This is a genomic window from Tenebrionibacter intestinalis, from assembly GCF_016632365.1.
Lineage (GTDB): Bacteria > Pseudomonadota > Gammaproteobacteria > Enterobacterales > Enterobacteriaceae > Tenebrionibacter > Tenebrionibacter intestinalis.
The window spans coordinates 18,095-38,103 of sequence record NZ_JAEPBH010000038.1; the positions used below are offsets into that span (position 1 = coordinate 18,095).

At 53.4% G+C, this 20,009-nt stretch carries 17 protein-coding genes; 13 read left to right on the forward strand and 4 right to left on the reverse strand.

Going from position 1 to position 20,009, the window contains the following annotated elements; translation table 11 throughout:
• The first annotated feature begins 170 nt into the window (after positions 1-170).
• The 5 genes from pfkA (at position 171) to JJB97_RS13975 (ending at position 5,795) form a co-directional block, all read left to right on the forward strand.
• Positions 171-1,133, forward strand: a complete 963-nt coding sequence (gene pfkA / locus JJB97_RS13955; RefSeq protein ID WP_238714602.1) for a 6-phosphofructokinase — start codon at positions 171-173, stop codon at positions 1,131-1,133.
• Between the two features lie 142 nt (positions 1,134-1,275).
• A complete protein-coding gene (locus JJB97_RS13960) occupies positions 1,276-2,265 on the forward strand; it encodes a sulfate ABC transporter substrate-binding protein (protein ID WP_238714603.1) in 990 nt (329 codons plus the stop codon).
• Between the two features lie 160 nt (positions 2,266-2,425).
• Positions 2,426-3,184, forward strand: a complete 759-nt coding sequence (locus JJB97_RS13965; protein ID WP_238714624.1) for a CDP-diacylglycerol diphosphatase — start codon at positions 2,426-2,428, stop codon at positions 3,182-3,184.
• A 339-nt stretch (positions 3,185-3,523) separates the two neighbouring features.
• Entirely contained in the window at positions 3,524-5,266 is a 1,743-nt protein-coding gene (locus JJB97_RS13970) for a phosphoethanolamine transferase CptA (protein ID WP_238714604.1), read from the forward strand.
• A gap of 301 nt (positions 5,267-5,567) precedes the next feature.
• A complete protein-coding gene (locus tag JJB97_RS13975; RefSeq protein WP_238714606.1) occupies positions 5,568-5,795 on the forward strand; it encodes a hypothetical protein in 228 nt (75 codons plus the stop codon).
• A gap of 145 nt (positions 5,796-5,940) precedes the next feature.
• Here JJB97_RS13975 and metF read toward each other — a convergent pair whose 3' ends face one another.
• From metF to metB, 3 genes are all read right to left on the reverse strand, one after another.
• Positions 5,941-6,837, reverse strand: coding sequence for a methylenetetrahydrofolate reductase (gene metF, locus JJB97_RS13980; protein ID WP_238714607.1), 897 nt, complete (start codon positions 6,835-6,837; stop codon positions 5,941-5,943).
• Between the two features lie 215 nt (positions 6,838-7,052).
• Entirely contained in the window at positions 7,053-9,485 is a 2,433-nt protein-coding gene (locus JJB97_RS13985) for a bifunctional aspartate kinase/homoserine dehydrogenase II (RefSeq protein WP_238714608.1), read from the reverse strand.
• A gap of 2 nt (positions 9,486-9,487) precedes the next feature.
• Entirely contained in the window at positions 9,488-10,648 is a 1,161-nt protein-coding gene (metB, locus tag JJB97_RS13990) for a cystathionine gamma-synthase (RefSeq protein ID WP_238714609.1), read from the reverse strand.
• Positions 10,649-10,900: 252 nt separating this feature from the next.
• Here metB and metJ point away from each other — a divergent pair, with 252 nt between their 5' ends.
• Entirely contained in the window at positions 10,901-11,218 is a 318-nt protein-coding gene (gene metJ / locus JJB97_RS13995; protein ID WP_238714610.1) for a met regulon transcriptional regulator MetJ, read from the forward strand.
• Between the two features lie 44 nt (positions 11,219-11,262).
• Here metJ and rpmE read toward each other — a convergent pair whose 3' ends face one another.
• Positions 11,263-11,475, reverse strand: a complete 213-nt coding sequence (gene rpmE, locus JJB97_RS14000) for a 50S ribosomal protein L31 (RefSeq protein ID WP_238714612.1) — start codon at positions 11,473-11,475, stop codon at positions 11,263-11,265.
• A gap of 233 nt (positions 11,476-11,708) precedes the next feature.
• Between rpmE and priA the strand changes: the two genes are divergently transcribed.
• The 7 genes from priA to rraA all read left to right on the forward strand — a co-directional run bounded on the left by priA (position 11,709) and on the right by rraA (position 19,804).
• A complete protein-coding gene (gene priA, locus JJB97_RS14005; protein WP_238714614.1) occupies positions 11,709-13,904 on the forward strand; it encodes a primosomal protein N' in 2,196 nt (731 codons plus the stop codon).
• 248 nt (positions 13,905-14,152) lie between these two features.
• A complete protein-coding gene (gene cytR / locus JJB97_RS14010) occupies positions 14,153-15,199 on the forward strand; it encodes a DNA-binding transcriptional regulator CytR (RefSeq protein ID WP_263457972.1) in 1,047 nt (348 codons plus the stop codon).
• Positions 15,200-15,272: 73 nt separating this feature from the next.
• The gene (gene ftsN / locus JJB97_RS14015) at positions 15,273-16,253 is read left to right on the forward strand and encodes a cell division protein FtsN (RefSeq protein WP_238714616.1); all 981 of its coding nucleotides are present in this window, start codon (positions 15,273-15,275) and stop codon (positions 16,251-16,253) included.
• 90 nt (positions 16,254-16,343) lie between these two features.
• Entirely contained in the window at positions 16,344-16,874 is a 531-nt protein-coding gene (gene hslV / locus JJB97_RS14020) for an ATP-dependent protease subunit HslV (protein WP_238714617.1), read from the forward strand.
• A 9-nt stretch (positions 16,875-16,883) separates the two neighbouring features.
• Entirely contained in the window at positions 16,884-18,215 is a 1,332-nt protein-coding gene (hslU, locus tag JJB97_RS14025; protein ID WP_238714619.1) for an HslU--HslV peptidase ATPase subunit, read from the forward strand.
• Between the two features lie 81 nt (positions 18,216-18,296).
• On the forward strand, positions 18,297-19,226 hold the full coding sequence (gene menA, locus JJB97_RS14030; protein ID WP_238714620.1) for a 1,4-dihydroxy-2-naphthoate polyprenyltransferase: 930 nt from the start codon (positions 18,297-18,299) through the stop codon (positions 19,224-19,226).
• A gap of 92 nt (positions 19,227-19,318) precedes the next feature.
• A complete protein-coding gene (gene rraA / locus JJB97_RS14035) occupies positions 19,319-19,804 on the forward strand; it encodes a ribonuclease E activity regulator RraA (protein WP_238714622.1) in 486 nt (161 codons plus the stop codon).
• The last annotated feature ends 205 nt before the right edge of the window (positions 19,805-20,009 follow it).

Below are 20,009 nucleotides of genomic sequence, written 5' to 3' on the forward strand. Positions count from 1 at the left end.
GCGCGGAAAGTGGATTTGGTATAAATTACCAACATTTGGCCTGACCTGAATCAATTCAGCTAAGAGTGATTGATATACTATTTACAATAATGATAGTTACTTATCCTGAGATTCTCCGTGGCGATTTCCGGCATCGGGATTAAATTTGCATTCTAAGTTCAGAGGTAGTCATGATTAAGAAAATCGGTGTGTTGACGAGTGGCGGTGATGCGCCGGGTATGAATGCTGCGATTCGCGGTGTTGTACGCGCCGGGTTGACCGAAGGGCTGGAAGTATTTGGTATTTATGATGGCTATTTAGGCCTTTATGAAGACCGCATGATCAATCTCGATCGCTACAGCGTATCCGATATGATCAACCGGGGCGGTACTTTTTTGGGGTCAGCTCGTTTCCCTGAATTTCGCGAAGAGCACGTGCGCGCCGTGGCTATCGAGAATATGAAGAAACGCGGTCTTGATGCGCTGGTAGTTATCGGCGGCGACGGTTCCTATATGGGCGCCAAGCGCCTTACTGAAATGGGTTTTCCCTGTATCGGCCTGCCTGGCACCATTGATAACGATGTCGCTGGTACAGACTACACCATCGGTTATTTTACTGCGTTAAGTACTGTTGTTGAGGCCATTGACCGTTTGCGCGATACCTCCACCTCGCACCAGCGTATTTCTATCGTTGAGGTGATGGGCCGCTATTGCGGCGATCTGACTCTGGCTGCGGCAATCGCCGGCGGTTGTGAGTTCATTGTACTGCCGGAAATAGAATTCAAGCGCGATGAGCTGGTAAACGAAATTAAAGCAGGTATTGCAAAAGGTAAAAAACACGCCATTGTGGCGATTACTGAGCATATCTGTAATGTGGAAGAACTCGCGCGCTACATTGAAAGCGAAACGCATCGTGAAACGCGTGCAACCGTTCTGGGCCACATTCAGCGCGGCGGTTCGCCGGTACCTTATGACCGTATTCTGGCTTCCCGCATGGGCGCATACTCTATTGAACTGCTGCTGCAGGGCTATGGCGGGCGTTGCGTGGGCATCCAGAACGAAAAACTGGTGCACCACGATATCATCGACGCTATTGAGAATATGAAGCGTCCCTTTAAAGGTGACTGGCTGGAATGCGCCAAGAAGCTTTACTGATGTACAACTGATCCTGACAAGGAGCCGTGTGGCTCCTTTTTTATTTCCTTAAGTTATAACCAAACTTTTTTTATTCTTTAATCCATTTCCCGCTTTCTGGCAGGCTGCCACTATCAAAATTTAATGGCCGGGAGAGAGTGTGATGAATAAATGGGGAGTGGGTTTAACGCTATTGCTGGCTTCTGTGGGGGCGCTGGCTAAGGACGTTCAGCTATTGAATGTGTCTTACGATCCAACTCGCGAGTTATACGAAGCCTATAATAAAGCCTTTAGCGCTCACTGGAAGCAGCAAACCGGAGAGCTTATTGTGATTCGCCAGTCACACGGCGGCTCAGGCAAACAGGCGACGTCAGTGATTAACGGTATTGAGGCTGACGTTGTGACGCTGGCGTTGGCCTGGGATGTTGACGCTATCGCTCAGCGCGGGCGTATTGAGAAAGGCTGGCTTACGCGTTTGCCGGATAACTCCGCGCCCTATACTTCCACAATCGTCTTCCTGGTACGTAAAGGGAACCCGAAACAAATCCATGACTGGAACGATCTGACAAAGCCGGGGGTATCCATCATCACGCCGAATCCCAAAAGCTCTGGCGGGGCGCGCTGGAACTACCTTGCCGCCTGGGGATATGCGTTACACCACAACAATAACGATAAAGTAAAAGCACAGGATTTTATGAAAGCGCTGTATAAAAATGTTGAAGTGCTGGATTCCGGAGCTCGCGGCGCTACGAATACCTTCGTTGAACGCGGCATTGGTGATGTGCTTATTGCATGGGAAAATGAGGCGCTGCTGGCCATGAAAACGCTGGGAAAAGAGAAAGTCGAGATTGTTACGCCGGGCGAGTCCATCCTTGCAGAGCCATCGGTATCAGTAGTGGATAAAGTGGTTGATAAAAAAGGCACGCGCGCGGCGGCTGAAGCTTACCTGAAATACCTCTACTCGCCGGAAGCTCAGGAAATTGCAGCGAAGAATTACTACCGACCGCGCGATAAAGGTGTTGCGGCGAAATATGAAAAGACTTTTCCGAAGCTGAAGCTTTATACGGTAGAGCAGATAGCCGGCGGCTGGGGAGAGGCGCAGAAGGCGCATTTCGCCAGCGGTGGGGTGTTTGACCAGATTAGTCGGCGTTAGGCCAGGCATTTTGCGCAACCATGCGGAGCCTGTTCCGCGTGTCTGAAAGAAGGTGATAAACGAGGCCGCCTGCCCAGGCTCTGTGATGCAGCAACACACTCAGACGGCCCGTAACAATCTGCGGGACTACGCTACGCAAACATACAGGGAGAGGGCGGCAATGGGGCTGGCATGGCGTAAATATGGCGCTATTGTGGCTGTGGCGAGCGTGCTACTTGCGGTAGCGGCAGGCGTGCGGGTATTGACGCAACATTCAGATGCGCTACGTCACATTGCGCTTGAACAGTGCGTTCCCAACGTACAACGGCATGGTAACCCGGCGCCCTGCGCGCGCGTTAACCTTGCCGCTGGCTATATGGTGATTAAAGACCGTCATGGTTGGTTGCAGTTTTTGCTGATGCCGACGCAGCGCATCAACGGTGTGGAAAGTCCGTTACTGCTTGATGCCCGAACCCCAAACTATTTCTGGCTGGCGTGGCAGGCGCGCGCGTTGATGAGTGAGCGGCGCGGCAGGTCCGTGCCGGATGCAGCGATCTCGCTGAGTATTAACTCGCGCCTGGGGCGTACTCAGGATCATCTTCATATACATATCTCTTGCCTGCGTAAAGATGTGCGTGAACGATTAAACCGCAGCGTCCCAGGCCCAGGCAGCCGTTGGCTGCCGCTACCTGGCGCTGTTAACGGCCACGACTATCTGATGCGGCGCGTAAGCGCCGAAGAACTGACGCGCTACAGCCCTTTTATGATGCTGGCGAAAGAGCTGCCCGAGGCAAAAGCGCATATGGGGCGCTATGCGCTGGCCCAACAGCCAGATGGAAGCTTTGTTCTGCTGACAACGCGGCGCAATTTGCTGCAACGTAACCTTGCCTTCGCGGAAGAACTCCAGGATCACGACTGCGCCATACTCACCGGGCTTTAGGTTGTCTGCGTTGGGGGATCTGCGATGAAGTTTTATTCCAGACCAGACGGCCTTCGTAAAACATGATTGTCAGCGTTAAAAAATGGATTTACGTTTCTTTTTGGAGTTTTATATTTTTTCAGGTGGGAAGGAATATATCTTTTAGATAAACATACTAAATAGCGCCGCGATATTACGTTTTCCTGTTTTTTGTTCATTATCCCGGTTATATTTTCCCCCGCCTTTTAACCGGTTATTTAATGCCGGTCTGTCAGGTTTAACATTAGCATAATAAATTAAGGCTAATTTAAGTTATTACGTTTATTTTTTGGCTGTATTTATTTAACCAGGTTTTCAAATATGACACCACAGTTACAGACCAGAGGCCCCTTTAGCTGGGCGGCTCTGCTTTGGGTTTTGCTCTACTTTTGGTTTTTTTCCACAGCATTACAGATATTTATACTGGCAACCGGCTACAGCGGCACGAACGGTTTACGCGATTCACTGTTATACAGCTCGCTGTGGCTTATACCCGTCTTTTTATTTCCTGCCAGAACACGGCTATTAGCCGCCGTTATCGGCATCATATTATGGCTGGGTTCAATAGGCGCGCTGGCTTATTTTGTTATTTATGGCCAGGAATTTTCACAAAGCGTTCTGTTTGTGATGTTCGAAACAAATAAAAATGAGGCCAGTGAATTTGCCAGCCAGTATTTGAGCCTGAAACTATTAGCCATCCTGCTAATGTATAGCGCGGCAGCAATATTTCTCTGGACGCGTCTGCGGCCGGTTTATCTCCGTACTCCCTGGCGTTACGGCGTCGTCTTCGGCATTTTATACGGGCTAATACTTCATCCTCTGATTAGTGACCTGGCGCTGAAAAAAAACAGCGTAAGCACGGCCGTAAACCACCTGAGCGCGCGTATGGAGCCTGCCGCGCCGTGGCAGCTTATTAGCAGCTATGTACAGTACCGAAAGCAGCTTAGCGCTCTGGAAAATATGCTGACCGACAATAGCGCGCTGCCGCCACTGGTTAACCTGAAAGACAGTTCGGGCGACGCGCCGCGTACCCTGGTGCTGGTTATTGGTGAATCAACCCAGCGCAACCGCATGAGCCTGTATGGCTACGCGCGTAAAACCACGCCGCAGCTCGATAGCCTGCGTGACCACGATCCTGGCTTTACGCTGTTTAAAGACGTGGTCACCACGCGTCCGTATACAATTGAAATACTTCAGCAGGCGCTGACATTTGCCGACCAGGAAAATCCCGATCGGTATCTGACTCAACCCTCGTTGATGAATATGATGAAGCAGGCCGGTTACAAAACATTCTGGATAACCAACCAGCAAACCATGACCGCGCGCAACACCATGCTGACGGTATTTTCCCGCCAGACGGATAAGCAGTACTACATGAACCAGCAACGCACCCAAAGCGCGCGCGAGTACGATGCCAATGTATTCGCGCCGTTCAGAGATGCGCTGGCGGATTCGGCACCGAAAAAATTCATTATTGTTCATCTTTTGGGCACCCATATTAAATACAAATACCGCTATCCGGAACAGAAGCAATGGACGCTTTTTAACGGTAAAACGAGCGATATACCACCGGGGCTGAGTCAGGAACAACAGGAAACGTATAACGATTATGATAACGCTAATCTGTATAACGATAATGTACTGGCAACGCTGATTTCCGATTACAAAGCCACCGATCCTAACGGGTTTATGCTCTATTTTTCCGACCACGGCGAAGAGGTATACGATACGCCGCCGCATGATATTCAGGGGCGCAATGAAGCAAAACCCACGCGCGCTATGTATACCGTGCCATTTTTTATCTGGACATCGGATAAGTGGAAAGCCGCGCACCCGCGTGATTTCACGGGGGATGTCTACCGTAAATTCAGTCTGATGAATCTGATTTATACCTGGTCCGATCTGGCAGGGCTGAGCTACGACGGCTATGACCCTACGCGCTCGTTGGTAAACCCCGCATTTGTGCAAACCACGCGCTGGATTGGCGATCCGTACAAGAAAAATGGGCTGCATGACTTCGACGCCCTGACAGACGGCGAGGCTATTAAGGAAACCGGGCGTTAAACAGATACAATACTGCCCGTAAGAGGAGGCCTGGTGATCTCTTCTTGAGACTGCTGACAAACCCCATCCTGTCGCAGACAGGATGGATGAAATGCAATAAAACATAAGGAAAATCAATGTATTGATTTTCGCCTGCTTATCATAAAGAAGGAAAAACCCCGTTTTTTCCTTCTTTGTCNGAGGAGGCCTGGTCTCCTCTTTTTACTTTGCCGTCAATGCTACGCCTTTTTTTCCTGTGCAATACAGCTACGGTGCTAATCTCAACGTAGGCGTTTTATTCTTCTGTAATGAGAGGTGCGTTATGCGCATATATCTTTTCGCGTTGCTGGCATTCATCATCACCGGCTGCGCGCCGGGAGGCAGCGAATATGGAAACGACGCAGGCGATCAACGATTAAAAGTTGGCGTTCAGGATCTGTATTCCATTGACGCTAACGGCAGTTTACAACGCGATAAACAGCCAGAGCCGGTTCAAAACCGGGCGTCGTCGGCTAACAGCGTTGACCGTGGAGCAACTATTGGCTGGTAAGCAACGCTCATGGCGAAGTAGGGATGGAAACCTGATAACTATGGCAGGGAGCGAACCCGTCGCCGTTAGCGCATGTCAATTAACTAAGAACGCCGTTATCCACAGGAGGATAACGGCGTTAACTATACAAAATCAGAGAAAATTATCAGGAACAGACGGTGGGCCGAACGCCCAGCGTGTGGCAAATAGCGTAGCTCAGCTCAGCGCGGTTAAGCGTATAGAAGTGAAAGTCTTTAACGCCTTCGCGACTAAGGATTTTCACCATGTCCATTGCGATACTGGCCCCAACCATTTTGCGGGTCTCCGGATCGTTATCCAGCCCTTCAAATATATTATCCATCCATTTCGGCACGCGTACATTCGTCATGGCGGCGAATTTTGTTAGCTGCCTGTAGTTACTTACGGGCAGAATGCCCGGCACAATTTCCACATCAATACCGGTCGATACACAACGATCGCGAAATCGCAGGTAGCTTTCCACGTCAAAAAAGAACTGCGTAATTGCGCGGCTGGCGCCTGCGTCGATTTTGCGCTTCAGGTTAATCAGATCTGCTTGCGCGCTTTTCGCCTGCGGGTGCACTTCCGGATAGGCCGCTACGGAGATGTCAAAATCCGCCTCCTCTTTAAGCAGCGCCACCAGATCGCAGGCATACATATCGGGCTTGCCGCCTCCCGGCGGCAGATCGCCGCGCAGCGCTACAATATGGCGAATCCCATTTTCCCAGTAATCGCGCGCGATAGTACGCAACTCATCGCGAGAAGCATCAATACAGGTTAGATGCGGCGCAGCTTCCAGGCCGGTACGGTCTTTAATGCCTTTAATGATGCTGTGGGTACGGTCACGCTCGCCGGAGTTCGCGCCATAGGTAACAGAAACGAATTTCGGCTTAAGGCTGCTCAGGCGATCGATAGAGTTCCACAGGGTAGCTTCCATATCGTGAGTACGCGGCGGGAAAAACTCAAAAGAAACGTTAATTTGCCCCTGCATTTCTGCCAGGTTTTGATTCAGTGCTTCCCGCTGGTTAGCATGGAAAAAACTCATACCCTTTACCTCATCAATCGCGTTAACTTCTGTATTTTTTTGACTTCTATACGTTTAGACGTCCAGATGCCAAAATGAAGCAAAAGCCGTATGACGTCAACCGAAAAATGATTGTTACGTATGAGTAATCTTCAGCGAAGGTGAATTTTTTTCATGTAAAAAGCGCTCTCTTCATATTACTTATTAGAAGAGAGCAGCTTCAGCAGTAAAAGCGGCTACAGTAACTGTGCCAGGCGGTTAATGTCCGATTGAATAGCCCCGGCGGTCACATCGCGCCCGGCGCCGGGTCCGCGAATAACCAGTGGATTATCACGATACCAGCGACTCTCAATGGCAAATACGTTATCGCAGGGCAGCAGCGATGCCAGCGGATGCTCCGGGCGCACGGCTTCGACGCCAACGCGCGCTTTGCCGTTAGCGTTAAAACGCGCCACGTAGCGCAACACCAGTCCCATTTCACGCGCGGCTTCCAGGCGCTGCGTCATTTGTGCGTTCAGTTCGTCGCCATTTTCAAAGAAGTGATCGACAGAGCCGTCTTCACAGCCGGCAGGCACCAGCGATTCCACTCGCACCTGCTCCGGCTCAATATCGTAGCCCGCCTCGCGCGCCAGAATCACAAGCTTGCGCATGACATCTTTACCTGAGAGATCAATACGCGGATCGGGTTCAGTGAGCCCCTGCTGCCAGGCCTGATCGACCAACTCAGTAAACGGCACGGTTCCGTCAAACTGCAGAAATAGCCACGACAGCGTACCGGAGAAAATACCGCTGATAGCCAGTATGGTATCACCGCTGTCGCGCAGGTCACGTACGGTGTGATTAACCGGCAGTCCGGCGCCGACAGTAGCGTTATACAGCCAGTAGCGGCCGGTTTTCGCAAAGGCGTCGCGAATCTGGCGATACCTGGCGCCATCGCCTGCTCCCGCCAGTTTGTTCGCGCTGATTACGTGAAAACCGTGGCTGGCGAAGTCCAGGTACTGCTCGGCCAGTTGCGCGCTGGCGGTCACATCCAGTACGACAAGATCGTCCCAGGGATGGGCGCGCATCCACAGGAACAGCGCTTCTTCATCCTGCTCTACTGCCTCGTCATTAAAAAAGGCCAGGGCGCGGCTGGCGTTAAGGCCATCGTAGCTTAACAGGCTGCGCTGGCTATCCACCACGCCTGCCAGCACAAACTCAAACCCGGTGCGGGCTGAAAGCGTTTCCTGCTCGCGCGCGAACAGTTCCAGCCAGCGTGAACCAATATTGCCCTTACCGAACAACATCAGGCCAATGCGTTTTTCGGCGCGGAATAATGACTGGTGCAAACCCTGGACCAGGCTTTGCGTTGGCCCCACGCGCAGCACCGCCACAAGGCTGATTCCCTCCTCCGATTGCCAGATAAACTCCAGCGGCTGATCGTTAAGCTGCTGCCAGAAACGATGGCTGTGTAGGGGGTTGCGGCACACGCCTGCGCCCACCATTGCCACCAGCGCCAGCCCTTCACGCAAACGCAACTCGCCTGCAAGCGCGGTTTCTTCCATTAAACTCAGCGCGCTGCTGACCACTTCCTGGGTGTAGCAGAGCTGCAGCATGCTGCGATCCGGATGAACGCCAATCGCCAGCGGACGCAACTGCGCACGCCGAAGTAGCTGATCCACCTCCTGGCGTGCCTGGTTGAAATCTCTTTGCGGTGGAATTTTGTATTCAATCAGGCATACATCGTCGTGGCTGGTGACAATACGCGCTCCCGTGCCGGAGGCCAGCACGCGCTCAATACGCGTTGAACCTTGCTCTGGGTTATAGCTGCAGCGCAGTTGCAGATCGATATCGCTGCCAGAAACGGGCTGTAACGTACGCGTATGCAACACCGGCGCGGCCAGGCGCGCCAGTTCGCTGGCTTCATCAAGGCGCAGCAGCGGCAGCAGGCACGCATCTTTTACTTTACGCGGATCCGCGCTGTATACGCCGGCCACGTCGCTCCAGATAGTGACGCGTTCAACGCCTGCCAGTGCGCCAATTTGGGTAGCGGAATAGTCAGAGCCGTTGCGCCCCAGCAGCACCGTTTCCCCCGCGTTATTACCGGCAATAAATCCCGTTACAACCAGACGTTTGTTGGGATGCCGGGCTAGGTGCTGTTGCAGCAGCGGGAAAGAAAGGCCTTCATTAACCTGCGGCTGTGCGGCGCGCTCGGCGCGTAGAAAAGCGCGGGCGTCAAGCCAGGCGGCTTCAATATCCTGCTCATTCAGTAAAGCCGCCATCAGGCGTGCAGACCAGATCTCGCCGTGGCCGACTACTTCTGCATATACGGCATCGGTGATTTCGCCGTCCAGCAGTGCTGCCAGGCGTTCCAGGTCGCGAATAAAAGCGGCAACCAGAATTTCGGTTTGCGCGGGCGACAGCAGGCCGCCGATAAGCTCGCTTTGATAACGACGCAGCCCCTGCTGTACCTGGCAGGCGGCAATACGATCGCTCTGGCTTAGCTTCAGCCAGTTAATCAACTGGTTGGTAGTGCTGCCTGCGGCCGAAACCACCATCATATCGCCGGGGCGGGAATATCCGGCCATAATGCCCGCAACGCGCAGGTAACACTTCACATCGGCAAGACTACTGCCGCCAAATTTATGCAGTTGGCGAGCCTTCGCTCCTGCCTGCGCTGAAATACTCATGCTTACCTCTTGGCGGCGATCCGGAACGCGTTGTCCAGGTCGGCGATTAAATCTTCACTGTCTTCGATACCGGTTGAAATGCGCAGCAGCGTTTCTGATATTCCGGCGGCGGCGCGCGCTTCAGGCGCCATTCCCGCGTGCGTCATTGTCGCGCTATGGGAGATAAGACTCTCTACGCCGCCCAGCGACTCCGCCAGCGTAAATAGCGTCAGCCCGCCCAGGAAGCGGCGAATCATTTGTTCATCGCCGTTTAGCTCAAAACTAAGCATCGCGCCAAAACCTTTTTGCTGACGCACGGCTATTTCGTGCCCTGCGTTTTCCGGTAGCGACGGATGATAAAGGCGCTTCACCAGCGGCTGCGTTTGCAAATACTTTATCAGCGCCAGCGCGTTACGTTGCGCCATTTCCATACGCGGCACAAGCGTGCGCAGGCCGCGCAAAAGCAGGTAACTGTCAAATGCGCTGCCGGTAACGCCAATATTATTTGCCCACCAGGCCAACTCGGCGGCCATATCAGGATCGTTTGCGATAACCACGCCCGCCACCACATCTGAGTGGCCGTTGAGGTATTTAGTGCAGGAGTGCAGCGCCAGATCCGCCCCCAGCGTCAGCGGGTTTTGTAACGCCGGGCTAAGGAAGGTGTTATCCACCACGCTCACGGCGCCGGCATTGCGCGCGAGCCGGCAGATTTTCTCAATATCCACCACGCGCAGCAGCGGGTTGCTCGGCGTTTCCACTAATACCAGCTTCGGTTTTTCGGCCAGCGCCGCCGCCAGCGCCGCCTCATCGCCCTGATCGACGAACAATACGCGATAGCAACCGCGCTTCGCCATACTGTCAAACAGGCGATAGCTGCCGCCATAGCAATCATGCGGCGCCACCAGCACATCACCCGGTTTCAGGAAAACGGTGGTTATCAGGTGAAGGGCTGACATGCCGGTATTTGTCAATACGGCGTCCGCGCCGCTCTCCAGCTCCGCCAGCGCACGCTGAACCACATCACGCGTCGGATTGCCGCGACGCGAATAGTCGTGAGTACGCGGTTTGTTAAAGTCGATAAAGTTATATGTGCTGGAAAGATGAATGGGCGGGACGACGCAGCCGTACTGCTCGTCGACGTTTAAACCGCTACGTACTGCGATGGTGGCCTGCTTGCGCGTCATAGAATCGGTCCTGGCTGAGATAAAAAAAGTCTGGCCACAGAGTAAACACTGCGATAATAGACGTCAATACATCTGGACATCTAAACTTCTTTGCGTATAGATTGAGCAAAAGCGAAATAACCGCTAAAATTATACACTTTACGCGGTCGGCACAGCATTTTGCGCTAAAGCGAGATACATTGTCGCGCAGACGATCGTCACGCGCTCCGGCGCTGACGCTATGTTAATGAATAAGAGGATTAAAGGTATCCCATGGCTGAATGGAGCGGCGAATATATCAGCCCCTACGCTGAACACGGCAAGAAGAGTGAGCAAGTCAAAAAAATTACGGTTTCCATTCCTCTGAAAGTATTAAAAATCCTCACTGACGAGCGCACCCGCCGTCAGGTCAACAACCTGCGTCATGCCACAAATAGCGAGCTGCTGTGCGAAGCTTTCCTGCATGCGTTTACCGGTCAGCCTTTGCCAAACGATGACGATCTGCGTAAAGAACGCAGCGATGAAATACCGCAAGCAGCTAAAGAGATTATGCGTGAACTGGGTATTGACCCGCAGACGTGGGAATATTGATAACAAAAAAGGCGCCGTCAGGCGCCTTTTTCGGCAGCGAATGCTTACTTGCTGCCCGGGATGTTAAAGCGCTTGTTAAAGCGATCAACACGGCCGCCGGTAGCGACTTCACGCTGCTTACCGGTATAGAACGGGTGGCATTTTCCGCACACGTCCAGGTTCAGATCGTGACCCGCAGTAGAGCCAATCTTGATAACATTACCGCAAGAGCAGGTTGCAGTAATTTCTGCGTAATTCGGGTGAATATCTTTTTTCATGGGAAACCTCAGTCTAAAGGCCGCGTCGCTCTTCCGGCCCTAACGCCAGACACCACGCGAAGTTAATTAAGCGAGTTCTTTGGCCGCGCGAAAATTACGCAGCAAAGGCGGCGCATCATACAGAAATCTCTCCTGCGATGCAAACACTCCCCAATGCCGCCTCACAGTGTACACTGTACGCCAAATAATGAAGATCAATACCGCCGTCTCATTTTATCAGCCTGGATGCACACATGCTCGTAGCCCATATCGCTCTGCCGGTTCCACTGGCTCGTACCTTTGACTACCTTATTCCTGAAGGAATGCAGGTGGTGGCCGGCGCCCGCGTCAGCGTGCCGTTTGGCCCCAGAAAAATGGTGGGGGTGGCAGTATCCGTCAACGGAAACAGCGAGCTGCCGTGCGAAGAACTAAAAAGTGTGCTGGAAGTGCTGGATGGGGAATCGCTCTACCCCGGCACGCTGTGGTCCATGTTGCTATGGGCCGCCGACTACTATCACCATCCTATTGGCGAAGTGCTGTTTCACGCCTTGCCCATGCTTCTACGCCAGGGCAAACCCGCCCATGCCGCACCGTTGTGGTACTGGCGCGCCAGCGAAGCCGGGTTGGCATGCGATCTTAATAGCCTTAAACGCGCCTTTAAGCAGCAACAGGCGTTGGCAATGCTACGTCAGCGCGATATCTGGCGACATCAGGTCAGCGAACTGGAACTGAGTGAGGCAGCGCTCCAGGCGCTGCGCCAGAAAGGCCTGTGCGATATCCACAGCCAGCTTCCGGACCAGATTGACTGGCGCGGCAACTTCGCCGTACAAGGCGAGCGCCTGCGCCTGAACACGGAGCAGGCAACCGCTGTCGGCGCTATCCACAGCGAAGCCGGGCAGTTTGCTCCCTGGCTGCTGGCCGGTATTACCGGTTCCGGTAAGACTGAGGTTTATCTTAGCGTACTGGAAAACGTACTGGCGGCAGGTAAACAGGCGCTGGTGCTGGTGCCGGAAATCGGCCTGACGCCCCAGACTATCGCCCGTTTTCGCGAGCGTTTTCGCGCACCGACAGAGGTGCTGCATTCCGCACTCAATGACAGCGAGCGGCTGAGCGCGTGGCTGAAAGCGCGCAGCGGCGAAGCCGCTATCGTTATTGGCACGCGTTCTGCCTTGTTCACACCGTTCAAAAACCTCGGCGTTATTGTGATTGATGAGGAGCATGACAGCTCCTATAAGCAGCAGGAAGGCTGGCGCTACCACGCTCGCGATTTGGCGGTATGGCGTGCGCATGGGGAAGGCATTCCGATTATTCTCGGCTCAGCGACCCCGGCTCTGGAAACGCTGCATAACGTGCGCGCGGGCAAATACCGCCAGTTGACGCTGACCCGCCGCGCGGGTAATGCCCGCCCGGCTAATCAACATGTACTGGATATTAAAGCGCAACCGCTTACCGCCGGGCTGGCGCCAGCGCTGATCGCCCGTATTCGCCAGCACCTTCAGGCGGATAACCAGGTGATATTGTTCCTTAATCGCCGCGGTTTCGCCCCCGCGCTATTGTGCCATGACTGCGGCTGGATAGCGGAATGTCCGCGCTGCGATCATTACTACACGCTACACCAGAGCCAGCAACAACTCCGCTGCCACTATTGCGACAGCCAACGTCGCGTGCCGCCGCAGTGCCCGCAGTGCGGCTCCACGCATCTGGTGCCGGTTGGGCTTGGTACTGAGCAACTGGAGCAGGCGCTTGCGCCGCTGTTTCCCGGCGTGCCCCTTTCACGTATCGACCGCGACACTACCAGCCGGAAAGGCGAGCTGGAACGCCGGCTGGAGGAAGTGCATCGTGGCGGAGCCCGGATATTGATTGGCACTCAAATGCTGGCCAAAGGGCACCATTTCCCGGATGTTACTCTGGTGGCGTTGCTTGATGTTGACGGCGCGCTGTTTTCTGCCGATTTTCGCGCTGCGGAACGCTTCGCGCAGCTCTATACCCAGGTATCCGGGCGCGCCGGGCGCGCAGGCAAGCAAGGGGAGGTGATATTACAAACGTATCATCCCGAGCACCCGCTATTGCAAACGCTGCTTTATAAAGGCTACGACGCTTTTGCCGACCAGGCGCTGGCGGAACGCCAAAGCGTGATGTTGCCCCCCTGGAGCAGCCATGCGCTGGTGCGCGCCGATGACAGGGACAACCAGCAGGCCGCGCTCTTTTTACAACAGTTGCGAAATTTGCTTCAGGCCAGCCCGCTTGCCGATGAAAAACTGTGGCTAATTGGCCCGGTACCGGCATTACAACCCAAACGCGGTGGACGCTTTCGCTGGCAATTATTGTTGCAACACCCTTCACGCCCACGTCTGCAACGACTGCTTCAAAACAACCTCAAGCTTATCAATACGCTGCCGGCATCCCGTAAAGTTAAATGGACGCTTGATATCGATCCTATCGAAAGTTAAGGAAACTATCCGTTTACTGACTGAAACAAAAAGAGTTTCTTTGTTTTTCCCAAACTATATGTTCTGCGAGATAGATCGATAAATTAAACTTAAGTCACAGTATTAGTGAAATTTCTGTAACTATAACAGCGTGTAATCTGTTAAGAATGTACAAATAAATTAATAAATCTGGCTGCAAAGCGACAACAGATCGCGTGGCCCAACCAGATATTTTAACCCCCCGCAAGATGCTCGCGAGGTAAAAGACGTTGAAGACCAGGAAGCCGGTTGCCGGAGCAACCATGAAAGATGTCGCCAGGCAGGCGCAGGTATCCACCGCGACGGTATCCCGTGCGCTAATGAATCCCGAAAAAGTATCTCAGTCTACGCGCAGCCGCGTTGAGCAGGCTGCGATAGAAATCGGCTATCTCCCCAATACGTCAGGGCGCAGCATAAAGCGCAGCGATACCCGAACTTTGCTGGTTATCGTACCGGATATCTGCGATCCCTTTTTCAGCGAAATCATTCGTGGGGTTGAGGTGACCGCTGCGAACTACGGCTATCTGGTGCTTATTGGCGATTGCGCGCACCAGAATCAGCAGGAAAAATCCTTTATTGATATGATAATCACCAAGCAGATTGACGGTATGCTGTTGCTGGGTTCACGCCTGCCGTTTGATGCCGGAAAAGAAGAGCAGCGCAATCTGCCGCCGATGGTGATGGCGAATGAATTCGCGCCGGAACTGGAGTTACCTACAGTACATATTGATAATCTTACTGCTGCCTTTAACGCCGTAAGCTATCTTTACGGGTTGGGCCATCGCCGTATCGCCTGTATTGCCGGGCCAGAAGGGATGCCGCTGTGTCATTTCCGTCTTCAGGGCTACATTCAGGCTTTGCACCGCCATAATTTAACCGTTGATCCCTGCTATATCGTCAGGGGCGATTTCAGCCTGGAAGCCGGAGAAAAAGCGATGACGCAACTGCTGGCGCAGCCGCAGCCGCCTGACGCAGTGTTCTGTCACAGCGATGTAATGGCGCTTGGCGCGTTGTCACTGATAAAACGCCGCGGCCTGCGGGTACCGCAGGATATTTCCCTCATGGGCTTCGATAATATTTCACTGTCGCAATTCTGCGATCCGCCGCTCTCCACCGTGGCGCAACCACGTTTTGAGATAGGTCGTCAGGCGATAATGCTACTACTCGATCAGCTTCAGGGCCTGACGGTAAACCCGGGCTCTCGCCTGCTGGATTGCGAGTTAATGATACGAGGCTCAACGCGTGCGCCCGCTCCGGAAAATAGGCGCTTAACGTAATGTGAATCTGGTCAAAGAGGCATCCCTTAAGTAACATGACGAACCGAATAATGACAACAACAGCGAAACGATAGTGGCACAAAGAGATTACGTCCGACGTGGGCAACCGTCTCCAGCACGGCGCAAAAGCCCGTCCCGCAAGAAAAAGGGCAGATCCTCCGGCGTTTCCCCGGTAATGGCGGCAATTGCGGTTGCCGTACTGGCGGCCTTCATTGGTGGTTTGTGGTTTATCACTCACCATAAAAAAGAAGAGGTAGAAACGTTGCCGGGGCAGAAAGCAACCGGTAACGGTTTACCGCCTAAGCCGGAAGAGCGCTGGCGCTATATTAAAGAGCTGGAAACGCGCCAGCCAGGCGTAGCGCGCCCAACTGAACCATCCGCCGGTGGGGAAATTATTCATCAGGATCAGTTGACGGACGAACAGCGGCAGTTGCTGGAACAAATGCAGGCTGATATGCGCCAGCAACCGACTCAACTTAGCGAAGTGCCGTGGAACGAGCAAACGCCAGCGCAGCGCCAGCAAACGCTACAGCAGCAGCGGCTTAATCAGGCCCAGCGACAGGCGCAACTAAAAGAGTCGGCAATAACGCGCCAGCAGCCCGAGCAGCAGCGTAAGCAACAGGAACAGCGGCTTTCCCGGCAACGTCAGTCTGAATTACAACGACAGCAGCAGGAGCTGCAGCGTACAACCCAGCGGGCAGCGCAGGCGCAGCAGCTTAGCGAAGGCAACGGCGCACAACAGACCCAGCCAAAAAACCAACCAGCGCCGGTTACCGCAGCAGCGCAGGCCTCGTCGGTGAAGCCGCAGGCCGCCGCTAAAAAAGATGAACGCCAGTATATGGTACAGTGCGGTTCCTTTAAGGGCGAAGAGCCAGCGCAAAAAGTGCGCGCCCAGCTCGCCTTTGAAGGTTTTGATTCCCATATCACCGTCAATAACGGCTGGAACCGGGTAGTTATTGGCCCGCTTAACGGCAAAGACAGCGTAAACAGCACGCTTAATCGTCTTAAAGCATCGGGGCATACCAACTGCATTCGCGTTGCCGCCGGGGGTTGAAACCCCTAAAAATATCCCCCATCTATACTTCTATTCTGCCCTGCATATTCATGCGGGGCGCCTGTACAGCATTCAAAAAGGGGTCTGCTCGTGACAACAATAGTCAGTGTGCGTCGTAACGGTCAGGTGGTCATCGGCGGCGATGGTCAGGCGACATTAGGCAATACCGTGATGAAAGGAAACGTTAAAAAAGTGCGTCGCCTTTACAACGATAAAGTGATTGCAGGCTTCGCAGGTGGTACGGCGGACGCGTTTACGTTGTTTGAGCTGTTTGAACGCAAGCTGGAAATGCATCAGGGCCACCTGGTGAAAGCGGCCGTTGAGCTGGCGAAAGACTGGCGTACCGATCGTATGCTGCGTCGGCTTGAAGCGCTACTGGCGGTTGCCGATGAGAATGCATCGCTGATTATTACCGGCAACGGCGATGTGGTGCAGCCTGAAAACGATCTTATCGCCATTGGCTCTGGCGGCCCGTATGCCCAGTCTGCCGCCCGCGCGCTGTTGGAAAATACGGAGCTGAGCGCCCGTGAAATTGTGGAGAAGTCGTTGGGGATCGCAGGTGATATTTGTATCTATACCAACCACTTCCAGACCATCGAAGAACTCTCGTCTAAAGTGTAAGGATCGCCCATGTCTGAAATGACTCCACGCGAAATTGTCAGCGAACTGAATAAACATATCATTGGCCAGGACGCCGCCAAACGCTCCGTGGCTATTGCGCTGCGTAACCGTTGGCGCCGTATGCAGCTTGACGAAGAGCTGCGCCATGAAGTTACACCAAAAAATATTCTCATGATCGGCCCGACCGGCGTAGGTAAAACAGAAATTGCCCGCCGCCTCGCCAGGCTGGCCAACGCCCCGTTCATCAAGGTTGAAGCGACTAAATTCACCGAGGTTGGCTATGTGGGTAAAGAGGTTGATTCAATTATCCGCGATCTTACCGATGCAGCCATCAAAATGGTACGCATGCAGTCCATTGAGAAAAACCGCTATCGTGCGGAAGAAATGGCCGAAGAGCGCATCCTTGACGTACTGATCCCGCCCGCAAAAAACAACTGGGGCCAGGCAGAGCAGGCGCAGGAACCGTCTGCCGCGCGTCAGGCTTTTCGTAAAAAACTGCGTGAAGGCGAGCTGAATGATAAAGAGATTGAAATAGAACTCTCTGCCGCGCCAATGGGCGTGGAAATCATGGCGCCTCCCGGTATGGAAGAGATGACCAGTCAGCTACAGTCAATGTTCCAGAACCTGGGCGGTCAGAAGCAAAAACCGCGCAAGCTGAAGATCAAAGATGCCATGAAGCTGCTGGTGGAAGAAGAAGCCGCCGGGCTTGTAAATCCGGAAGAGCTTAAACAGCAGGCTATTGACGCTGTTGAACAACACGGCATTGTATTTATCGACGAGATAGACAAAATCTGTAAGCGCGGCGACACTTCCGGCCCGGATGTTTCCCGGGAAGGCGTACAGCGCGACCTGCTGCCGCTGGTGGAAGGTTGTACCGTTTCCACTAAACACGGCATGGTTAAAACTGACCATATTCTGTTTATCGCCTCCGGCGCGTTCCAGGTCGCCAGCCCGTCAGATCTGATTCCGGAGCTTCAGGGCCGTTTACCGATTCGCGTTGAACTCCAGGCGCTAACAACTGAGGACTTCAAGCGCATCCTGACCGAGCCAAGCGCTTCTATCACCGTGCAGTACAAAGCGCTGATGGGCACTGAGGGGGTGAATATTGAGTTCACCGAAGACGGCATCGATCGTATCGCTCAGGCCGCCTGGCAGGTTAACGAAAGCACCGAGAATATCGGCGCTCGTCGCCTGCACACTGTGCTCGAACGTCTGATTGAGGATATTTCATACGATGCCAGCGAGCTGAGCGGCCAGACTGTCACGATTAATGCCGAATACGTCAGTCAGCATCTTGATGAACTGGTGGCAGATGAAGATCTGAGTCGTTTTATTCTATAATCGCGCTCAACGCATTTTTATCTCACTTGATGGGGGCACGCGCCCCCATTTTTTATTGCCGATTTATTGCTGACGAAAATCATGACTGAACCGCAACCGATAAGCCTTACACGCGCCTGGCTGGAAAGCCTGCGTCCTCGTACTTTACCACTGGCTTTCGCCTCTATTGTTGTGGGCAACGCGCTGGCCTGGTGGCAGGGCTTTTTCGATCCCGCTGTTGCACTGCTGGCGCTGCTGACTGCCGGGTTATTGCAAATCCTGTCCAACCTGGCAAATGATTATGGCGATGCCGTAAAAGGTAGCGACAAACCCGATCGTATTGGGCCGCTGCGCGGTATGCAAAAAGGCGTGATTACGCAACAGCAGATGAAAGTCGCGCTGGCCATTGTCGTGGCGCTGATTTGTCTGTCTGGCCTGGCGCTGGTTAAGTTGGCCAGTCATAACAAGGCGGATTTCCTTGGCTTTCTGTTACTTGGTTTGCTTTCTATTATTGCAGCAATTACTTATACCGTTGGTACGCGCCCCTATGGTTATATGGGGCTTGGCGATATTTCGGTGCTGATTTTCTTTGGCTGGCTGAGCGTAGTGGGTAGCTGGTATCTACAGACACATGCGCTGACGATATCGGTTTTTCTTCCGGCGACGGCCTGTGGGCTGTTGGCTGCCGCAGTGCTGAATATCAATAATTTGCGTGACATTGACAGCGATCGCCGGAACGGCAAAAACACCCTTGCCGTGCGGCTTGGTCCGTTGCGCGCGCGTCGCTATCACGCTTTCCTGTTGTTTGGCTCGCTGGGGTGTCTGGCGCTGTTTAATCTTTTCTGGCTGCGTAACCTGTGGGGGTGGCTGTTTATTTTGGCCGCTCCGCTGTTGGTAAAACAGGCGCAATATGTGCTGAAGGAAAAGGATCCTGTCGCCATGCGCCCGATGCTGGAGCGTACCGTAAAAGGCGCACTTGTGATCAATGTGTTGTTTTCTATAGGTATTATTCTTTCAGGCCAACATTTTTAACCAATGTCGCGCAATTCGTACTGGATGGCTTTGCCTGGAGTTAACTTTAAGCGATATACTGACAGTTCCAGCAGCAACTGAATGTTAAGCCTATGAAATACGATACCTCCGAGCTTTGCGACATCTATCAGGAAGATGTCAATGTCGTGGAACCCCTGTTCTCCAACTTTGGCGGGCGGTCATCGTTTGGCGGGCAAATCATCACAGTAAAATGTTTTGAAGATAACGGGTTGCTGTATGAAATGCTTGAAGAGAACGGCCGTGGCCGCATTTTGCTTGTAGACGGCGGTGGATCCATGCGCCGCGCATTAATCGATGCGGATCTGGCTCGCCTGGCTGTGCAGAATGAATGGGAAGGTATTGTCTGCTATGGGGCCGTGCGCCACGTCGATGAGCTTGAAGAACTGGATATCGGTATTCAGGCCATCGCCGCCATTCCGGCCGGGGCGGCTGGCGAAGGGGTAGGCGAAAGCGACGTACGCGTTAATTTTGGCGGCGTCACTTTCTTCTCTGGCGACCATCTGTATGCTGATAACACCGGTATTATACTGTCTGAGGATCCGCTCGACATTGAATAATCCCCGTTCAAAGTAAAAGGCGCCTGGCGGCGCCTTCAGAAGGCTGACACCGAAGGACACAACGCGGTTTTTCCTTCTGTGTGATAAGCAGGCGAAAATCAATGCCTTGCTTTTCCTTATTTTTATTATGTTTCATCTATCCTGTCTGCGACAGGATAGGGTCTGCCCGCGGTATCAAGGCGCCTGGCGGCGCCTTCAGATGGCT